Below are 16565 nucleotides of genomic sequence, written 5' to 3' on the forward strand. Positions count from 1 at the left end.
CGCCCGCCATCCTTCCGGCACGAGCGGGTGGGACGCTGCCGAATCCGCGGATCACCCGGTGGGCCGCGCACCTCCGCCCACCACGACCCGTCCGGCCAGCAGCGCCCCGAGCAACGCCAGTCCCGCTGTCACCACGAGCGTCGTCGTGTAGCTGGCCGGGCCCGGCGCACTTCCCGCCGCCAACACGGCCCCGGTCAGCGCGAGCACCGTCGCCGCGAAGAGGGAGTCGCTCAGTTGCAGTGACGAGCTGTTGCGACCCTGTTCACCCGGTGCGGACAACTCCAGGGTGAGCACCGACAACGACGGATAGAGCAGCCCCATGCCCAGACCGGCGATCGCCCAACCGACCACGGCGACGGCCACCGGCAGCTCGGGCCGGACGGCCAGCGCCACAGTGGCGGTGCCGACAGTGATGCAGGTCAGCCCGGCACGCGGCAGGCTGGCCCGCGACGCCGGCACCGGAATGCGGCCCTGCAACCAGGAGCCCGCCGACCAGGCCAGCGCGCCGACAGTGAGGACCAGCCCGGCAGCGGTCGGCGAGAGGCCCCGTTCCCGGGAGAGCATCAGCGGGATGACCACCTCGGCGCCGACGAAGGCCGCCGACGCCAGGCCACGCAACCCCACCACTGTGGCCAACCCTCGCGCGGCCCGGAGGAACCCGGCCGGCAGCAGGCGCGGGGCACAGACCAGCAGGCCGATCACGGCGAACCCGACCAGCACCAGGGCGGTGGCACCGCGCTGCTGTCCCCCGATATGCAGCAGTGCGGCACTCACCGCGGCCCCGCACGCCCAACCGATCCGCGCGGCCGCACCGGCCGGTGGGCTCGTCGCCGCACTTCGGGCCAGCGACCGCAGGCCGGGATGGATCAGCAGCACCGCCGGCACGGCCACCGCCGGCACCGCCAGGAAGACCCACCGCCAGCCCAGGTACTGCACGATGAGGCCGGCAACCGCCGGCCCGACCAGCGACGGTACGACCCACGCCGCCGCGAACGCCGCGAAGATCCGCCGGTGCAGTTCCTGCGGGTACGCGTGCCCGACGATCACGTAGAGCGCCACCGAGAGCAGCCCGGAGCCGAAACCCTGCACGACCCGCCCGACGACAAGCGCGCTCATCACGGGGGCGGTCCCGGCGATCAGCAACCCGACCACGAACCAGGCGACGCCGTGCCACATCGGCCCCCGCGGACCCCGGGCATCGCACCAGATGCCGGAGACCACCATGGCCAGCACACCGGTGGCGAACGGGCCACCGAACGCGATCCCGTAGAGCGCCAGCCCGTCCAGGCTGCGCGCGACGGTCGGCATCGCCGTACCGACCGCCAACGCCTCGAACGCGAGGAGTGAGATCAACGCGACGCTGCCTACCGTCATCGCGCGCAACCGGGGTGCGAAGAGTCCCGGTGGGGCGGGTGCGGTGGTGACGGTTGTGCTCGGCATCGACCGAGCATGCGACTTCAACCCGGATTCAGGTCAACCGTCCGGTGACGCGGCTCTCGTCACGCGTCCTGCAGCGCCTCCCCGACGCCGCGCACCAATCCGGAAAAATGCTGGTCTGCCAGCAGGTGGCCGGCGGTGATCACCACGGCGATCGGCCACTCGATGACCTGTAGCGCGGCGAGCACCCCGAGCCCGGCGTAGTAGGCCACCTTGTCCGGTGGCGGCACCGCCACCTCGCCCAGCATCGGCAGTTGCACCCGCCGGTTGTACATCGTGACGTTCTCCCGTGAACCGTTGAGATGTCGCGTCAGCGTGCTCATGCCGGCCTCCCCGTGTCCGGTGATGCTCGTCGGTTTCCACGGCCCACCCCGTCCATGCGCCAGCGACTGCGGAAAATTCCGCCACCCAGGGGGCATAACGGATGGCAGGTCGGGAAGCCAGGCCGCCGGACGTGAGCGCGGTGGGAGGACGACATGGCCAAGGTCAGGACACGCGGCAACAGGGAGCCGGGCCGGCGCCCGTCCAGCCGTACGCCTCGATGACGGCGGCGGGTCGCGCTGCCGGCCGCATCCTGCCTTCCTTCGGCGTACCGCACCTGGTCGGCGAGGCGTCCCGGACCCTTGGCTCGGCCGCGACCCGGCTGGCCCGGTCGGCCGGGCTGACGCGGCGTCGGGTCTGGTCCCGACCGGGCCGGCACCACATCGAGGTGCACGGTGTCTGCCAGGACGGCGGGAACAAGCTGGCCCGGCAGGTGGAGGGCGCGCTGGAGCGGATGCCCGGGGTCGCCTGGGCCCGGGTCAACGCACCCTCCGGTCGCGTGGTGGTCGCCGTCCAGACGCCCGAGCCGACGTTGCGCGATCTGATCGCCACGATCGACCGCATCGAGCGGACCTGCGACCACGAACCCGACCCGGAGATCCCACCACCGCACCCACCGGAGGAGGGGCCGCGAACCCCGCGCACCCTCGGCGCGCTCGCCTCGGACGCGCTGGGCCTGACCATCTCGGCGGCCACCCGGGTCCTGCCGTTCGCGCCGCTGCCCGGCGAGGTGGCCGGCCTGCTCTCCGCAGTGGATCTTCAGCCGAAGCTGCACGAGTTCATCGGCAGGCGGCTGCGCTCCGACCCGCGCGCCGACATCCTGTTTCCGCTGGCCGAGGCGGTGGTGCAGGGCCTGACCGGCCGCTGGACGGGGATCGTCCTGGACGGCGCCCAACGGATCGTGCAGTGGAGTGAGGATCGGGCCCAACTCTCCGCCTGGGAGAAGGCCGAGCCACGGCTGACCGGCGACGCCGAACGGGCCACCGCCCGTTGGCCGGTGATCGAACGCCCCCAGCCGAAGCCGGACGGCCCGGTCGAGCGGTACATCAACCGGATGCTCGCGGCCGGTACGGCGGCCGGCGCTGCGGCGGTGCCCTTCGCCGGGCGCAAGCGGGCCGCCGCGCTGGGCCTGTCGGCGCTGCCGAAGGCGCCCGGCAGCGGGCGCGAGGGGTACGCGGCCCAGCTCGGGCGGATGCTGGCGCGGCGCGGGGTGATCGCGATGGACCGCAGTGTCCTGCGGGAGTTGGACCGGATCGACACGCTCGTGCTGGACGCTGCGGTGCTCGGCTCGGACCGGGGCGTACTGGCCGATCTGGCGCCAGCGCCGGACGCGGACGTCGACCAGGTGGCCGAGCGGGCCTTCGCGTTGTTCGACCCGGACGACCCCACAGCTTCCCGTACGGCGGACGGCTGGCGGCTCGGGCCGCTCGACCAGATGCCCGCGCACGACCCGGACACCATTCCGGACGCGGCCCGGCTGCGCTCCGCCGGCGGCCAACTGCTCGGCCTCGCCCACGGTGACCGGCTCGCCGCCCTGTTGCGGGTCGAGCCGGAACCCGCGCCCGGCGTCGACGGCCTGCCGGCCGCCGCCCGGCACGCCGGCCTACGGCTGGTCGTGGCCGGCGGCGACGAGCAGCGGTACGGCTTCGCCGACGCGATGCTGCCCGGCGGGGACCAGTTGGCCGAGTCGGTACGCGCGTTGCAGCGCGACGGCGCGGTGGTGATGTTGGTTTCCGCGGATCGGAAGGCGCTCGGCGCGTCCGACTGCGGTCTCGGGTTCGCCGCGCCGGAGGAACTGCCGCCGTGGGGTGCGCACCTGCTGGTCGGTGCCGACCTGCGGGTGGTGGCCCTGGTGATCGAGGCGACCGGGGTCGCTCGGCGTACGGCCCAGCAGAACATCCGGTTGGCCATGGCCGGCACCGGTCTCGGGGCGCTGGGCGCGTTCACGGCCCCGCCGACCGAGCTGCCCGGCCGGTCGCTCGTCGCGGTGAACGGCGCGGCCGGGTTGGCCTTCGCGAACGGGGTCTGGCAGGCCCGCCGGTTGCACGACCAGTCGGACACCCCGGCGCCGGTCACGACCCCCTGGCACCTGATGCCCGTCGGCACCGTGCTCGACCACCTGCGCTCCAGCCCGGACGGTCTGGCCAGCGCCGAAGCGCAACGCCGACACGACGGCGCCGGCGGAAACGGCAGTGCCGGACCGGGGAGCGGAGGGCTGCTGCGTGCCTTCGTGGACGAGTTGTCCAACCCGCTCACCCCGGTGCTGGTGGCCGGGGCGGTGCTCTCCGCGTCGTTCGGATCGCTTGTCGACGCCGCGCTGGTGGGCAGCGTCGTCGGTGGTTCCGCCCTGATCGGCGCTGTGCACGAACGCAACACGGAGAGGTCGCTGGCCGAACTCCTGTCCCGTTCGGCGGTGACCGCACGGGTCCGCCGCGACGGCACCGAGCAGGTTCTCGCCGCCGAGGACCTGGTCCTCGGAGACGTCATCACCCTTGAGCCGGGCGACTCGGTGCCCGCCGACTGCCGCGTCCTCGAGTCGGTGGGTCTGGAAGCGGACGAGTCGTCGCTGACCGGCGAGTCGTTGCCGGTCGCCAAGTCCAACCGACCGGTGGTGGCCGCCGCCATCGCCGACCGACACTCGATGCTCTACGAGGGCACCACCGTCGCCGCCGGGCACGGCACTGCCGTGGTGGTGGCGACCGGGTCGGACACCGAATCCGGCCGCAGCCTCGCCCTGGTCAAGCAGGACCCACCGGCCAGTGGAGTGGAAGCCCGGCTCGGCTCGTTGACCAGCGCCGCCATCCCGTTGGCGGCCGGTTCCGCGGTGGCGGTGGCCGGCGCGGGCCTGCTTCGGGGCGTACCCCTGGCCGAAACGGCGGCGACCGCCGCGAACCTCGCCGTGGCGTCGGTGCCGGAGGGTCTGCCGTTCCTGGTCAGCGCCGCGCAGCTGGCCGCGGCCCGGCGGCTGGCCGAACACGGCGCGTTGGTCCGCAACCCGCGCACCATCGAGGCGCTGGGCCGGGTGGACGTGCTCTGCTTCGACAAGACCGGCACCCTCACCGAGGGCCAGTTGCTGCTCGCCGGGGTCGGCGACAGCGTCGGCGACCGGTACGCGCCGCTGGACCGGTTGGACGACCGGCTCCGGATGACGCTGGCCGCTGCGCTGCGGGCCACCCCCGCCGCGAAGAAGCCGGAGGAGTTGGCGTTGCAGACCGACCGGGCGGTCCGGCGGGGTGCCGGGGAGGCCGGCGTCGTGGAGCAGACCGGTGCCGCCGGATGGCGGGCCGCCGGAGGGCTGCCGTTCGAGCCGTCCCGCGGCTACCACGCGAGCATCGGACAGACCGACGGTCACCTGCTGTTGAGCGTCAAGGGTGCTCCGGAGACGGTGTTGCCGCGCTGTTCGTCCCGACGCACCGACGGTCGTCAGGAGCCGCTGGACGATGCCGGCCGTGCGGAGCTGGAGCGGATGCTCGCCGACCGGGCCGGGGCGGGAAACCGGATCCTGGCCGTCGCGGAGTGCCCGGTGAACGACCCGAAGGTGACCGACAGGGACGTGCGAGGGCTGACCTTCGTGGGTTTCCTGGCCCTCGCGGACGGTGTCCGGGAGAGCGCCGCCCCGGCGGTCCGTCGGATCCGGCAGGCCGGCGTGCACACCATCATGATCACCGGTGATCACCCGGCCACCGCCGAGGCGATCGCGGCCACCATCAGCGAGCACGACGAACAGCGGGTGGTCACCGCCGCTGAGCTGGACCAACTGGACGACGACGCGCTCGCCGAGCGGTTGGCCAACACCGATGTGGTGGCCCGCTGCACCCCGGCCCACAAGGTGCGGATCATCCAGGCGTTGCAGAAGTGCGGGCGGACCGTGGCGATGACCGGCGACGGTGCCAACGACGCCCCGGCGATCCGGCTGGCCGACGTCGGCATCGCCCTCGGCCAACGGGGCACCCCGGCCGCCCGGGCCGCTGCCGACCTGGTGGTCACCGACGACCGGTTGGAAACCATCATCGCCACCCTGATCGAAGGCCGGGCGATGTGGTCCTCGGTGCGGCATGCGCTCAGCATCCTGGTCGGCGGCAACCTCGGCGAGATCGCGTTCAGTGTGCTCACCGCCGCAGCGACCGGCCGTTCCGCGCTCACCGGACGACAACTGCTGCTGGTCAACCTGCTCACCGACCTGGCACCGGCGCTGGCCATCGCGGTCCGGCCACCCGCGTCGGACCGCACCGACGCGCTGCTGCGGGAGGGCCCGGACAAGGCGCTCGGCGAGAGCCTCACCAGGGAGATCGGGCTGCGGGCGGCAGCCACCACGCTGGGCGCGACAGCGGGCTGGACGTTGGCCCGCTACACCGGACGCCGGCAGCGGGCCGGCACTGTCGCCCTGGTCTCCCTGGTCGGCACCCAACTCGGGCAGACCATCCTGGCCGGCGGCACGAGCCCGGCAGTGCTGGCCTCCACTGCGGCATCGCTGGGCGTGCTCGTCGTGGTGGTGCAGACGCCGGGGGTGAGCCAGTTCTTCGGCTGCACCCCGCTAGGGCCGGTGGGCTGGACCATCGGGGCCGGTTCGGCGCTCGGCGCGACCTTCGCCAACGGCGCGCTCACGAAACTGATGGAACGCCTCCCGGAGGCCCGCCCCAACCGGACCGGATCCGGTGCCGAGCCTGCGGCGGACGGTGGTTCCGAGGACTGACCGGCGGTGCCACTAGCGTGCCGGAAAGGCCTCCCGTGCCGGGCCCGACTCCGCCCAGCAGTGGCCGGCCCGAAACTCGACGCCCGGGACGTCGTCGACGAGTCGGCTGATGTCCGCGACGCTGGCCAGCGAGGTCGTCAGATCGGCCCGCAACTCGTCAACGGCCGTGTCGAGGTCGTTCTCCTCGGTGGACCAGTCGATCCCGGCGGATCGCAGATCGGCGACCGCGTGACCGATCACGGCAGCCGGATCAGTGACCACCACGTCGACACGGCAGTACAGGTGCAGGATGACGGGCTCCGACTGTTCGTCCATCGGTGAATCATGGCGAGCGCGGTGCCGGGTGGAAAGCCGATTCCTCGGTGCTGGTGGTCCACCGACCCACCAGCACCGAGGCGGCTTCCTGCGGAGGCGATCAGGTCCGTGGCCGGTAGGTCAGGCGGCGCAGGACGATCTCGGCAGGGCCGGGCTGCCGGCGCTTGTCGAGCTGACGGGCGATCAGGACGGTGGTGAGCCAGACGGCCACCGCGATGATCAGACCGGTCACCGTGGGGCTACCGAACCGGTCGCCGAGGGCGAGCGTGAAGGGCGCCAGGAGGACGAGCCAGGCCACGGACTGGAACAGGTATCCCGACAGGGAACGCTGACCCAGGGCGGAGAGAGCGCCGACGACGGGACCGGATCGGCTGGCTCGCAGGGCGATCAGGCCGAAGACGGCCACGTAGCCCGGTCCGGCGAACATGCCGCTGGCCCCGTGGAGCAGCAGCATCAGACTGGCGGCCGACTCGTCGACGTGCAGCCATCCGGCACTGACCAGGGCGGCCGGAAGGCCACCGGCCACTGCGCCGCCGAGGCCGAGAACGGCAGTCCAGGTGAGCAGGGTCCGGTGCCGGGCCGGCTCTTCAAGGATCCTGCGGCGCGCGGCCCACATGCCCAGCCAGGCAATCATGATGAAGGGCAGGACGGTCAGCGTGTGCACCGGCCATTCGCCGAGGCGATCCAGCATGGACGCGACGTAATCGGGCGCGGCGAGAGAGTCGACGTGGCCCGACGGCAGCAGTGCCGACCCGCCCGACCCGCCGAGGATGCCGCTCACCACCATCGCACCGATGACCAGCACCTCGACCGCCGACAGCGCCCAGAGCACCAGCACGAAGCGGTGGAACCTGTCGCCGCGGCGCAGCAGCAACAGTGTCATCGCGATCCCGACGATTCCGTACGCGCCGAGGAAGTCGCCGTAGTACAGCAACGCGGCGTGCGCGAACCCGAACACGACAAGCCAAAAGTTGCGACGCAACAGCACGGCGCGGACCTGCTTCGGGGTCGCGCCGGAGGCGTCCTGGCGGCGGGCGAGTTGGACGAGGCCGTAGCCGAACATCACGGCGAAGACCGGATAGCCACGGGCATGGACGAGCTCGAAGAGCAGGAAGTTGAGGCCGCGATCGACGCCTTCCGGGGTGGCGTCGAGGCCGGGCTCGCCGGCGAAGACGACTCCGGCGACGTTGGCCAGCGCGATGATCAGCAGCATCGCTCCCCGGGCCAGATCGGGTGCGAGGGCCCGCTCGGCGCGCGGCACCGGCCCTCTCGAAGTCCGCGGTGCGGTGTCGATGCTCATGGTCGTCTCCCCGTGACTCGGTTTTAGTTTCAGGGAGAAAGTATCAGACATACACTAATGCTGTCTGTCATGATGTGGACGTAACCTTCCGGGCGAACGTGGGAGCCCATGACCAGCGACGATTTCGTTCCGGCGCCGCTGCGCCGGCTGTGGGGGATGTCAGAGTCGTCGCGTCTCGGACGGCCCGCGTCCCTCGACGTCAACGTGGTGGTGGCCGCCGCGGTGGAGATCGCCGACCGGGACGGGCTCGACGGGGTGACGCTTCCCAAGGTCGCCAAGAGCCTCGGCTTCACGAGCATGTCGCTCTACCGGCACGTCGGCTCCAAGGACGAACTGCTCACCCTCATGGCCGACGCCGCACTGGGCCCACCGCCGGACATCGCCGCCCCCGACTGGCGGGAAGGGCTGCGCAGGTGGGCCTTCGCGCACCGCGCGGTGCTTCAGCGTCGGCCGTGGTTGACGCGCGTGCCCGCCGCCGGACCACCGTCCGGGCCCCACCAGATCGCCTGGATGGAGGCCGCGCTGGCGATCATGTCCGGGACCCTCCTCGACTGGGCGCACAAGATCGGCGTGATGTCACTGATCAGCGGCTACGTGGTCCAGTCGGTACGGCAGTACAGCGAGCTCGCCGACGGCAGGGCCGACGGCCAGGGCCAGGCCGACGCCGAACGCGACTACGGCCGGGCGCTGGCACGACTCGTCAACCCCGACCGCTTCCCCGAGACAGCCCGGCTGTTCTCCTCGACGCTGTTCGAGGCGCCACCGTCCGACACCCCCGACGAGGCGATCGCCGACGCGGACTTCTCACTCGGGCTGGAGTTGATCCTCGACGGCATCGCCGTCCGCATCGCCCAGCGATATTCACCTTGACTGAGTATTATGCCGTCATGACTATCCGCGAACAGAGCTATTTTGCGCTCGCCGCGCTGATGGACGGCCCACTGCACGGGTACGCGATTATCAAGCGAGCCGAGGAGTTGTCGGGCGGTCGGGTACGCATGGCGGCCGGCACTCTCTATGCGGCACTCGACCGGCTCAGCACCGAAGGGCTTCTCCGCGTCGTCGACGAGGAAGTCGTCAACGGTCGGGCTCGGCGCTACTACAACCTCACGGACGAGGGCGTTGCCGTGCTTCGCGCCGAGGCCGATCGGATGATTCAAGCTGCGCGCGTCGTGATCGACAGACCGGCTCTGCGCGTTCGGGCGGTGAGGCCGGCATGAGTCAGGAGGCACTTGAGGCGCGATACCGGCTGCTGCTGTGCGCGTACCCGAAGCGCTACCGGCGTGAGCGCGGCGCTGAAATGATCGGCACGCTCATGGAGGCGGCCGGCCCTGATCAGAGGCGCCCGACGGCGCGGGAGGCGGCGATGCTGGTACTGCGGGGATTGCAGACCCGCGCCAGGACGCACGACGCGCGTTCGACAAGCCATGGGCTCCGCGGGTCGCTGCGCCTGGCTGTGCTCCTCCTGCTGGTCTATGCCACGGCCGGTAGCCTGGCCGAGACCGGGAGGGTCCTCCCCCGCATGGTCACGGACGGCGTGGACTATCCGCCTGAGCTCATCTATCCACTGGTAACCGTCGTCGCCGCCTTGGCGGTCGTCGCGGTAGCCGGCGGCCGATACGTACTGGGCCTACTGGCCACGCTCAGCGCGCTCGCCGCCGCGCTGGTCGTTCTGCGCCTCGTCCTGGTCGGCGTAGACAACGTCACCGGCGAGCGCCACTACCCTTCGATCGAGCTCATCCGCGACGACGCCATGACGGACTCGACCCTCTGGCCGCTGCCGCTCGCCGTGCTGTTGATCGTGCCGTTGATCCTTTGGCCGGCGTCAGGCACACGGCGGCCTGTGGCCTGGCTGTCCGCCGTGCCGGTAGCGGTGTTTCTGCTGCCCACGGATTACGACGTGACGATCGGCCTGCAGCCGGGGGCCACTATCGTCGTAATGGCCGGTTTCCTGCTCTGGGTTGCCGTCGACGCCCGGGCGACCATCGCGGCCGCGGTGCTCCTCATCCCACTGATCATCGCCATGCTGTCACTCAGAGCCCTGGGCGCCTGGGGTCAACCCGAGGTTCTCGGGGCCACGTGGTTCTGGACGGTCGTCATCGGTGCCATCGCCCTGCTGACCGCCGGCGCCCTCGGCCTCCGCCGCCAGGCCCGCACTTAGCAGGCCGTGCGCCACATCGATGCCGTCCTTGGCCCGCCTGAAGCCCATCTCTGCTGTGAGTCCGCACATCGTGGAACGGCTTCGCCCGGACTCGCGGTGGAAGTGGGCGGCCCCATCTCTCGAAGGTCCCCGCCGCAGACATCGGTTCTGGTCGTTGACGCAGCCTGCAGGCCGGAAGGGGCCAGCCAGCGCGACCGCTTGGCTGCACGAATGGCTGTGCTCGGGACCGAGGGTCAACCGGGGAAAATGCTGGTGGAGCCCAGGGGACTCGAACCCCTAACCCCTGCCTTGCAAAGGCAGTGCTCTGCCAGTTGAGCTAGGGCCCCGTGAGTGGCCGCGGCGACGATCGCTCGTCGCCGGGCCGAACGTCAGCGGAGGTCGGGCGCGGTGGTCGCCTCGTGCCACAGGGCACGCTCGTCGTTCGACGCCTTGATCTTGTTGAACACGACGGCGGCCACACCGACGACGCCAGCCAGAATCAGCAGCTTCTTGAACATGGGGCGACCCCTCGCGCTCGACTACCGTCGGACGACATGCGGTGGGGCTAGATGGAATCGAACCATCGACCTCAGAGTTATCAGCTCTGCGCTCTAACCGACTGAGCTATAGCCCCGCGTTGCGACGAGCAAGATTAACCCATCCGCTCCGCTGGCCCCAAATCGGGGTCCGCGCCTGCGAGCCGGGTCCGTCGCCGCCTGCAAAACCTACCCGAGTACGGGACGCCGGAGCGACCGCATTCTGCGGTGCCCCGGCGTCCCGGTCACTCAGTCCCGCTCGGCGAGCGTCAGCTCGATCCCGCCGACCAGGTCGGCGCAGACGTTGTAGACGAACGCGCCCAGGGTGGCCAGCGCGGTGAACAGCACCACGTTGACCAGGCCGATCAGCGCCGAGCTGAGAATCACGCCCTTGGCGGTGATCTGGAAGCCGCTGGTGCTCTGGCCGCCGCCGGCGTTGACCAGGTCACTCAGGCTCTCGTTGACGCTCTGGAACACACCCATCGCGTCCAGCGCCAGGTAGAGCACCGAGGTGGCGACCACCACGACGATGAAGAGCACCACCGACACCGCGAACGCGAACTTCATCACAGACCACGGGTCGATCCGCTTCAGGTTCAGCCGGGCGCGTCGCGGTCCGCGGGAGGCGGCCGAACTGACCGACGTACGCGCCGCACGCACCGCGTCACCAACGCGGGCGGCCCCGACGGCGGACGCGTTGCCGATCCCCGGTGGCAGGCCACCGCCGCTGGCCGGGCGGCCGGCTGCGGTGCCACGTGCCGCATCCGGCTGCGGCTGGGTCATCCCGGGTGTGATCCGCGGCTGGGTGCCGGTGGACCCGGTTGAGGTCGCCTGACCCGGGCGGACACCGATCGGCTGGGTGGTCGCCGGACGGGCCGAGGGCGCCGCCGGGCCCGGAGGGCTGGCGGCGGCCGACGTCGGTGCCTCGGCGCTGGACGCCTCGGTCTTGTCGCCGGACCCGCCGTCCTCGCCCGGCTGCTCCGGTGGGGGTGTCATACCGGGAGCCCTGGTGAACTTCGGGGCAGGCGCATCGGCGGGGACCGTCGCCCGGCCCACGGCCGCGCGGCCGGTCGCTGGTGTGCCGCCCTTGGCGGCCTCCTCGTCGACCGGTTTGGCCGAGGTCCCCGTGTTCCCCGACTTCGCCTGTGTCTCCGTCATTCAACTAGTCCTGTTCGTCAGGCTCGTCGGCATTGCGAGCAATCGCCACGATAGTCACGCCGTCCGGGAGGTCCATCAGCTTGACCCCCATTGTGTTCCGGTCACGCGTACGGCGTACAGGCTTCACCGGAGTCCGAATGACACCACCGTTGCTGGTGATCGCGAACAGCTCGTCGTCCGGATCGATCACCACCGCGCCAACCAGACCACCGCGCCGTTCGGTGATCTTCGCAGTCAACACGCCCTTACCTCCCCGGCCCTGCACCGGGTATTCCTCGATCGGGGTCCGCTTCGCGTATCCCCCGTTCGTGGCCACCAGAACGTCCAAACCATCCCGCACGACTTCCATGGCGAGCAGGACGTCGTCGTCCGTGAAGCGCATGCCGATCACGCCCGAGGTGGCCCGGCCCATCGGCCGCAGCGCCTCGTCCGAGGCGTTGAACCGGATCGCCTGTGCCTTCTTCGAGACCAGCAGCAGGTCGTTTTCCGGCGCAACCAACGCAGCACCGACCAGCTCGTCCTCATCGCGCAGGTTGATCGCGATGATGCCGCCGGAACGGTTGGAGTCGAACTCCTCGAGCCGCGTCTTCTTCACCAGGCCGTTCTTCGTGGCCAGTACCAGATAGGGGGCTACCTGGTAGTTCGGGATCTCAATGATCTGCGCTATCTGCTCGTCGGGTAGGAAGGCGAGCAGATTGGCCACGTGTTGGCCCTTGGCTACCCTACTGGCCTCCGGCAACTCGTACGCCTTGGCCCGGTAGACACGGCCCTTGTTCGTGAAGAACAAGATCCAGTCGTGGGTCGAGCAGACGAAGAAGTGGCTGACGATGTCGTCCTGCCGCAGCGTGGCGCCGCTGACGCCCTTACCGCCGCGCCGCTGGGAGCGGTACAGATCGACCTTGGTCCGCTTGGCGTACCCGGTGCGGGTGATCGTGACGACCACGTCCTCGCGGGCGATGAGGTCCTCCATCGAGACCTCGCCATCGAACGGGATGATCTGCGTGCGCCGATCGTCGCCCCACTTGGTGACGATCTCGCCCAGCTCCTCGGAGACGATCTTCCGCTGCCGCTCGGGCTTGGCGAGGATGTCCTTGAGGTCGGCGATCTCGATCTCAAGCTTGGCCAGGTCGTCGACGATCCGCTGCCGCTCCAGGGCGGCGAGCCGGCGCAGCTGCATGTCCAGGATCGCCGTCGCCTGGATCTCGTCGATCTCCAGCAGCCGGATCAGGCCCTGCCGGGCGTCGTCCACTGTCGGAGAGCGCCGGATCAGGGCGATCACCTCGTCCAGCGCGTCCAGCGCCTTGCCCAGACCCCGCAGGATGTGCGCCCGCTCCTCGGCCTTGCGCAGCCGGAACGCGGTCCGCCGGCGGATCACGTCGATCTGGTGCTCGACGTAGTAGCGGATGAACTGGGCCAGGTTGAGCGTGCGCGGCACCCCGTCGACCAGGGCCAGCATGTTGGCGCCGAAGGTCTCCTGGAGCTGGGTGTGCTTGTAGAGGTTGTTCAGCACCACCTTCGCGACCGCGTCGCGCTTGAGCACCAGCACGATCCGCATGCCGGTACGACCGGAGGACTCGTCGCGGATGTCGGCGATCCCGGCGAGCTTGCCCTCCTTGATCAGCTCGGCGATCCGCTCGGCGAGGTTGTCCGGGTTGACCTGGTAGGGAAGCTCGCTGACAACCAGGCAGGGGCGCCCCCGCTTGTCCTCCTCGACCTCCACCACGGCGCGCATCCGGATCGAACCGCGACCGGTGCGGTACGCGTCCTGGATCGCCGTGGTGCCGACGATCAGGCCGTGGGTCGGGAAGTCCGGGCCCTTGACGATGCCGAGCAGGGCTTCGAGGGTGGTCTCCTCGTCCTCCTCCGGGTGCTCCAGGCACCACTGCACCGCCGCGCCGATCTCCCGCAGGTTGTGCGGCGGGATCTTGGTGGCCATGCCGACCGCGATGCCCTCGGAGCCGTTCACCAGGAGGTTGGGGATCCGCGACGGCAGGATGGTGGGCTCCTTGGCCCGGCCGTCGTAGTTGTCCTGCAGGTCGACGGTGTCCTCGTCGATGTCCCGCAGCATCTCCATGGCGAGGGGGTCGAGCTTGCACTCGGTGTATCGCATGGCGGCGGCAGGGTCGTTACCCGGCGAGCCGAAGTTGCCGTTGCCGTCGACCAGCGGGTAGCGCAGCGACCAGGGCTGCGCCATCCGGACCAGCGCGTCGTAGATCGCCGAGTCGCCGTGCGGGTGGAACTGACCCATCACGTCACCGACGACGCGGGAGCACTTCACGTAGCCGCGGTCGGGACGGTAGCCGGAGTCGAACATCGCGTAGAGGATCTTGCGGTGGACCGGCTTGAGGCCGTCCCGGACGTCCGGCAGCGCGCGACCGACGATGACGCTCATCGCGTAGTCGAGGTAGGAGCGCTGCATCTCCACCTCGAGCCCGACCGGTTCGATCCGGTCGTGCGCGACCACCGCGGCGATGGCCTCGGCGGGGACCTCGGGCTCGTTCGGTGTGGACTCGGGAGAATCGGTCACTGTATACCCTTATCAGACTCAGAGTCGTTTTCGTGCTGTGGATAACGGCTGTGGATACCGGCCAAGCTGTGGATAACTCTGTGGACCGCCGGATCGGCCGGGCAGGGCCCGGCCGATCCGGCGCAGTCCGTCAGATATCCAGGAACCGCACGTCCTTGGCGTTGCGCTGGATGAACGACCGGCGCGCCTCGACGTCCTCACCCATCAGCACACTGAACAACTCGTCGGCGGTCGCCGCGTCGTCGAGAGTGACCTGACGCAGGGTACGCGTCGCCGGGTTCATTGTGGTTTCCCACAGCTCGGGATAGTTCATCTCGCCGAGGCCCTTGAAGCGCTGAATGTCGTCCGGCTTGGCGTTCGGCTTCTTCTGCTGGCGCAGCAAGATCAGACCGTCCCGCTCGCGGTCCGAGTACGCGTACTGGGCGTCGTCGCCCTTCTTGTTCCACTTGATCTTGTAGAGAGGCGGGGCGGCCAGGTAGACGTGCCCCATCTCGACCAGCGGACGCATGAAGCGGAACAGCAGGGTGAGCAGCAGCGTCTGGATGTGCTGGCCGTCGACGTCCGCGTCGGCCATCAGCACCACCTTGTGGTACCGCAGCTTCTCCATGTCGAAGTCGTCGTGGATGCCCGTGCCCAGCGCGGTGATCAGCGCCTGGACCTCGTTGTTCTTCAGCACCCGGTCGATCCGGGCCTTCTCCACGTTGAGGATCTTGCCGCGGATCGGCAGGATCGCCTGGGTCCGCGGGTCGCGACCCTGCTTGGCCGAACCACCGGCCGAGTCGCCCTCGACAATGAACACCTCGGACTCGCGGGGGTCGGTCGACTGGCAGTCGGCCAGCTTGCCCGGCATCGAGCCGGACTCCAGCAGCGACTTGCGTCGGGCCAGCTTGCGCGCCTGCTGCGCGGCGATCCGGGCACGGGCCGCCTGGGAGGCCTTCGTGATGATCATCTTGGCCTCGGCCGGGTTGCGGTCGAACCAGTCGACCAACCGGTCGTTGCAGACCCGCTGCACGAAGCTCTTCACCGGGGTGTTACCCAGCTTGGTCTTGGTCTGGCCCTCGAACTGCGGGTTGGCCAGCTTGACCGAAATGATCGCCGCGAGCCCCTCGCGGATGTCCTCGCCGGAGAGCTTCTCGTCGCCCTTGAGCAGCTTCTTGTCGGTGCCGTACCGGTTGACCACGCTGGTCAGCGCGGACCGGAAGCCCTCCTCGTGGGTGCCGCCCTCGTGGGTGTTGATCGTGTTGGCGAAGGTGTAGACCGACTCGCCGTACGACTCGTTCCACTGCATGGCGATCTCGAGCGACATGCCCTCCTCCTCGGCCTCGAACTCGACCACTGTCTTGTGGATCGGGCTCTTGGAGGCGTTGAGGTGCCGGACGAAGTCCGCGATGCCGCCCTCGTAGTAGAAGGTGACCTCGCGCTGCCGGCCGTCCTCTTCCTCGGCCACCCGCTCGTCGAGCAGGTGGATGCGCAGGGCGCGGTTGAGGAAGGCCATCTCCTGGAGACGCCGGTAGATGGTCTGGAAGTCGAAGTCGACGGTCTCGAAGACGTCCGGGTCGGGCCAGAAGGAGACCGCCGAGCCGGTGCGGTCGGTGGTCTCGCCCTTCTCCAGCGGGCTCGGCTTGGAGTTGGTGTAGTGCTGCCGCCACACGGAGCCGGACTTGTGGATCTCGACGAACATCTTGGTGGAGAGCGCGTTCACCACGGAGACACCGACGCCGTGCAGACCGCCGGAGACCGCGTACGCCTTGCCGTCGAACTTGCCACCCGCGTGCAGGATGGTCAACGCGACCTCGACACCGGGCTTCTTGAGCTTCGGGTGGAGGTCGACGGGGAAACCACGGCCGTTGTCGGTGACCCGGACGCCGCCGTCGGCGAGCAGCACCACGTCGATGGTGTCGCAGTATCCGGCCAGCGCCTCGTCGACCGCGTTGTCGACGACCTCCCAGACGAGGTGGTGCAGACCGCGCTCGCCGGTGGACCCGATGTACATACCGGGCCGCTTGCGAACCGCCTCCAGCCCCTCGAGAACGGTGATCGACTCTGCGCCGTACTCCTGCTTGTCCTGCGCTGCCACCCTCGGCCACTTTCTCGCGTCAGCCGCGCCGGTAGGGCGCGTCAGGCGCGGGTTCGGCGGA

Annotated in this window: 12 protein-coding genes and 2 tRNA genes; 4 read left to right on the forward strand and 10 right to left on the reverse strand. The window is 70.1% G+C overall.

Translation table 11 applies throughout. From position 1 onward, the window contains the following. Positions 1-51: 51 nt before the first annotated feature. The gene (locus OH804_RS28035; protein ID WP_406060547.1) at positions 52-1440 is read right to left on the reverse strand and encodes an MFS transporter; all 1389 of its coding nucleotides are present in this window, start codon (positions 1438-1440) and stop codon (positions 52-54) included. 59 nt (positions 1441-1499) lie between these two features. Then, on the reverse strand, positions 1500-1823 hold the full coding sequence (locus tag OH804_RS28040; protein WP_372433034.1) for a hypothetical protein: 324 nt from the start codon (positions 1821-1823) through the stop codon (positions 1500-1502). A 155-nt stretch (positions 1824-1978) separates the two neighbouring features. On the opposite strand from OH804_RS28040, the gene OH804_RS28045 reads away from it, so the two are divergent. Next, positions 1979-6451 (forward strand): HAD-IC family P-type ATPase, encoded by a 4473-nt coding sequence (locus tag OH804_RS28045; protein WP_406060549.1) that lies wholly within the window; start codon positions 1979-1981, stop codon positions 6449-6451. 12 nt (positions 6452-6463) lie between these two features. Here OH804_RS28045 and OH804_RS28050 read toward each other — a convergent pair whose 3' ends face one another. Together OH804_RS28050 and OH804_RS28055 are read right to left on the reverse strand one after the other, a co-directional pair. Beyond that, positions 6464-6766 (reverse strand): hypothetical protein, encoded by a 303-nt coding sequence (locus tag OH804_RS28050; protein ID WP_406060551.1) that lies wholly within the window; start codon positions 6764-6766, stop codon positions 6464-6466. Positions 6767-6866: 100 nt separating this feature from the next. After that, complete coding sequence (locus OH804_RS28055) at positions 6867-8066, reverse strand: DUF418 domain-containing protein (protein WP_406060553.1); 1200 nt, start codon at positions 8064-8066, stop codon at positions 6867-6869. A 108-nt stretch (positions 8067-8174) separates the two neighbouring features. Between OH804_RS28055 and OH804_RS28060 the strand changes: the two genes are divergently transcribed. From OH804_RS28060 to OH804_RS28070, 3 genes are read left to right on the forward strand one after another with little or no spacing between them, the layout of a single operon-like run. Then, positions 8175-8936: a TetR/AcrR family transcriptional regulator gene (locus OH804_RS28060; RefSeq protein ID WP_406060555.1), complete on the forward strand. Its 762-nt coding sequence runs from the start codon at positions 8175-8177 to the stop codon at positions 8934-8936. Between the two features lie 17 nt (positions 8937-8953). Then, positions 8954-9286 (forward strand): PadR family transcriptional regulator, encoded by a 333-nt coding sequence (locus OH804_RS28065; RefSeq protein WP_406060557.1) that lies wholly within the window; start codon positions 8954-8956, stop codon positions 9284-9286. Beyond that, complete coding sequence (locus tag OH804_RS28070; protein WP_406060559.1) at positions 9283-10227, forward strand: hypothetical protein; 945 nt, start codon at positions 9283-9285, stop codon at positions 10225-10227. Before OH804_RS28065 ends, OH804_RS28070 begins: the two co-directional genes overlap by 4 nt. A 250-nt stretch (positions 10228-10477) precedes the next feature. On the opposite strand, the gene OH804_RS28075 is transcribed toward OH804_RS28070, so the two are convergent. The 6 genes from OH804_RS28075 to gyrB form a co-directional block, all read right to left on the reverse strand. Beyond that, positions 10478-10553: transfer RNA gene (locus OH804_RS28075), tRNA-Ala, on the reverse strand. 42 nt (positions 10554-10595) lie between these two features. Next, positions 10596-10724: a DLW-39 family protein gene (locus tag OH804_RS28080; protein ID WP_209444550.1), complete on the reverse strand. Its 129-nt coding sequence runs from the start codon at positions 10722-10724 to the stop codon at positions 10596-10598. A 42-nt stretch (positions 10725-10766) separates the two neighbouring features. After that, positions 10767-10840 (reverse strand) — tRNA-Ile (locus tag OH804_RS28085). Positions 10841-10991: 151 nt separating this feature from the next. Continuing rightward, positions 10992-11900 carry a DUF3566 domain-containing protein gene (locus OH804_RS28090; RefSeq protein ID WP_406060561.1) on the reverse strand — a complete coding sequence of 303 codons (909 nt, stop codon included), beginning with the start codon at positions 11898-11900 and terminating at the stop codon, positions 10992-10994. 4 nt (positions 11901-11904) lie between these two features. Then, a complete protein-coding gene (gyrA, locus tag OH804_RS28095) occupies positions 11905-14427 on the reverse strand; it encodes a DNA gyrase subunit A (protein ID WP_196920373.1) in 2523 nt (840 codons plus the stop codon). Between the two features lie 130 nt (positions 14428-14557). After that, the gene (gene gyrB / locus OH804_RS28100) at positions 14558-16504 is read right to left on the reverse strand and encodes a DNA topoisomerase (ATP-hydrolyzing) subunit B (protein ID WP_112583938.1); all 1947 of its coding nucleotides are present in this window, start codon (positions 16502-16504) and stop codon (positions 14558-14560) included. Positions 16505-16565 lie beyond the last annotated feature (61 nt).

Origin of the sequence: Micromonospora sp. NBC_00860, from assembly GCF_045207375.1 — a bacterium.
GTDB lineage: Bacteria > Actinomycetota > Actinomycetes > Mycobacteriales > Micromonosporaceae > Micromonospora > Micromonospora vinacea.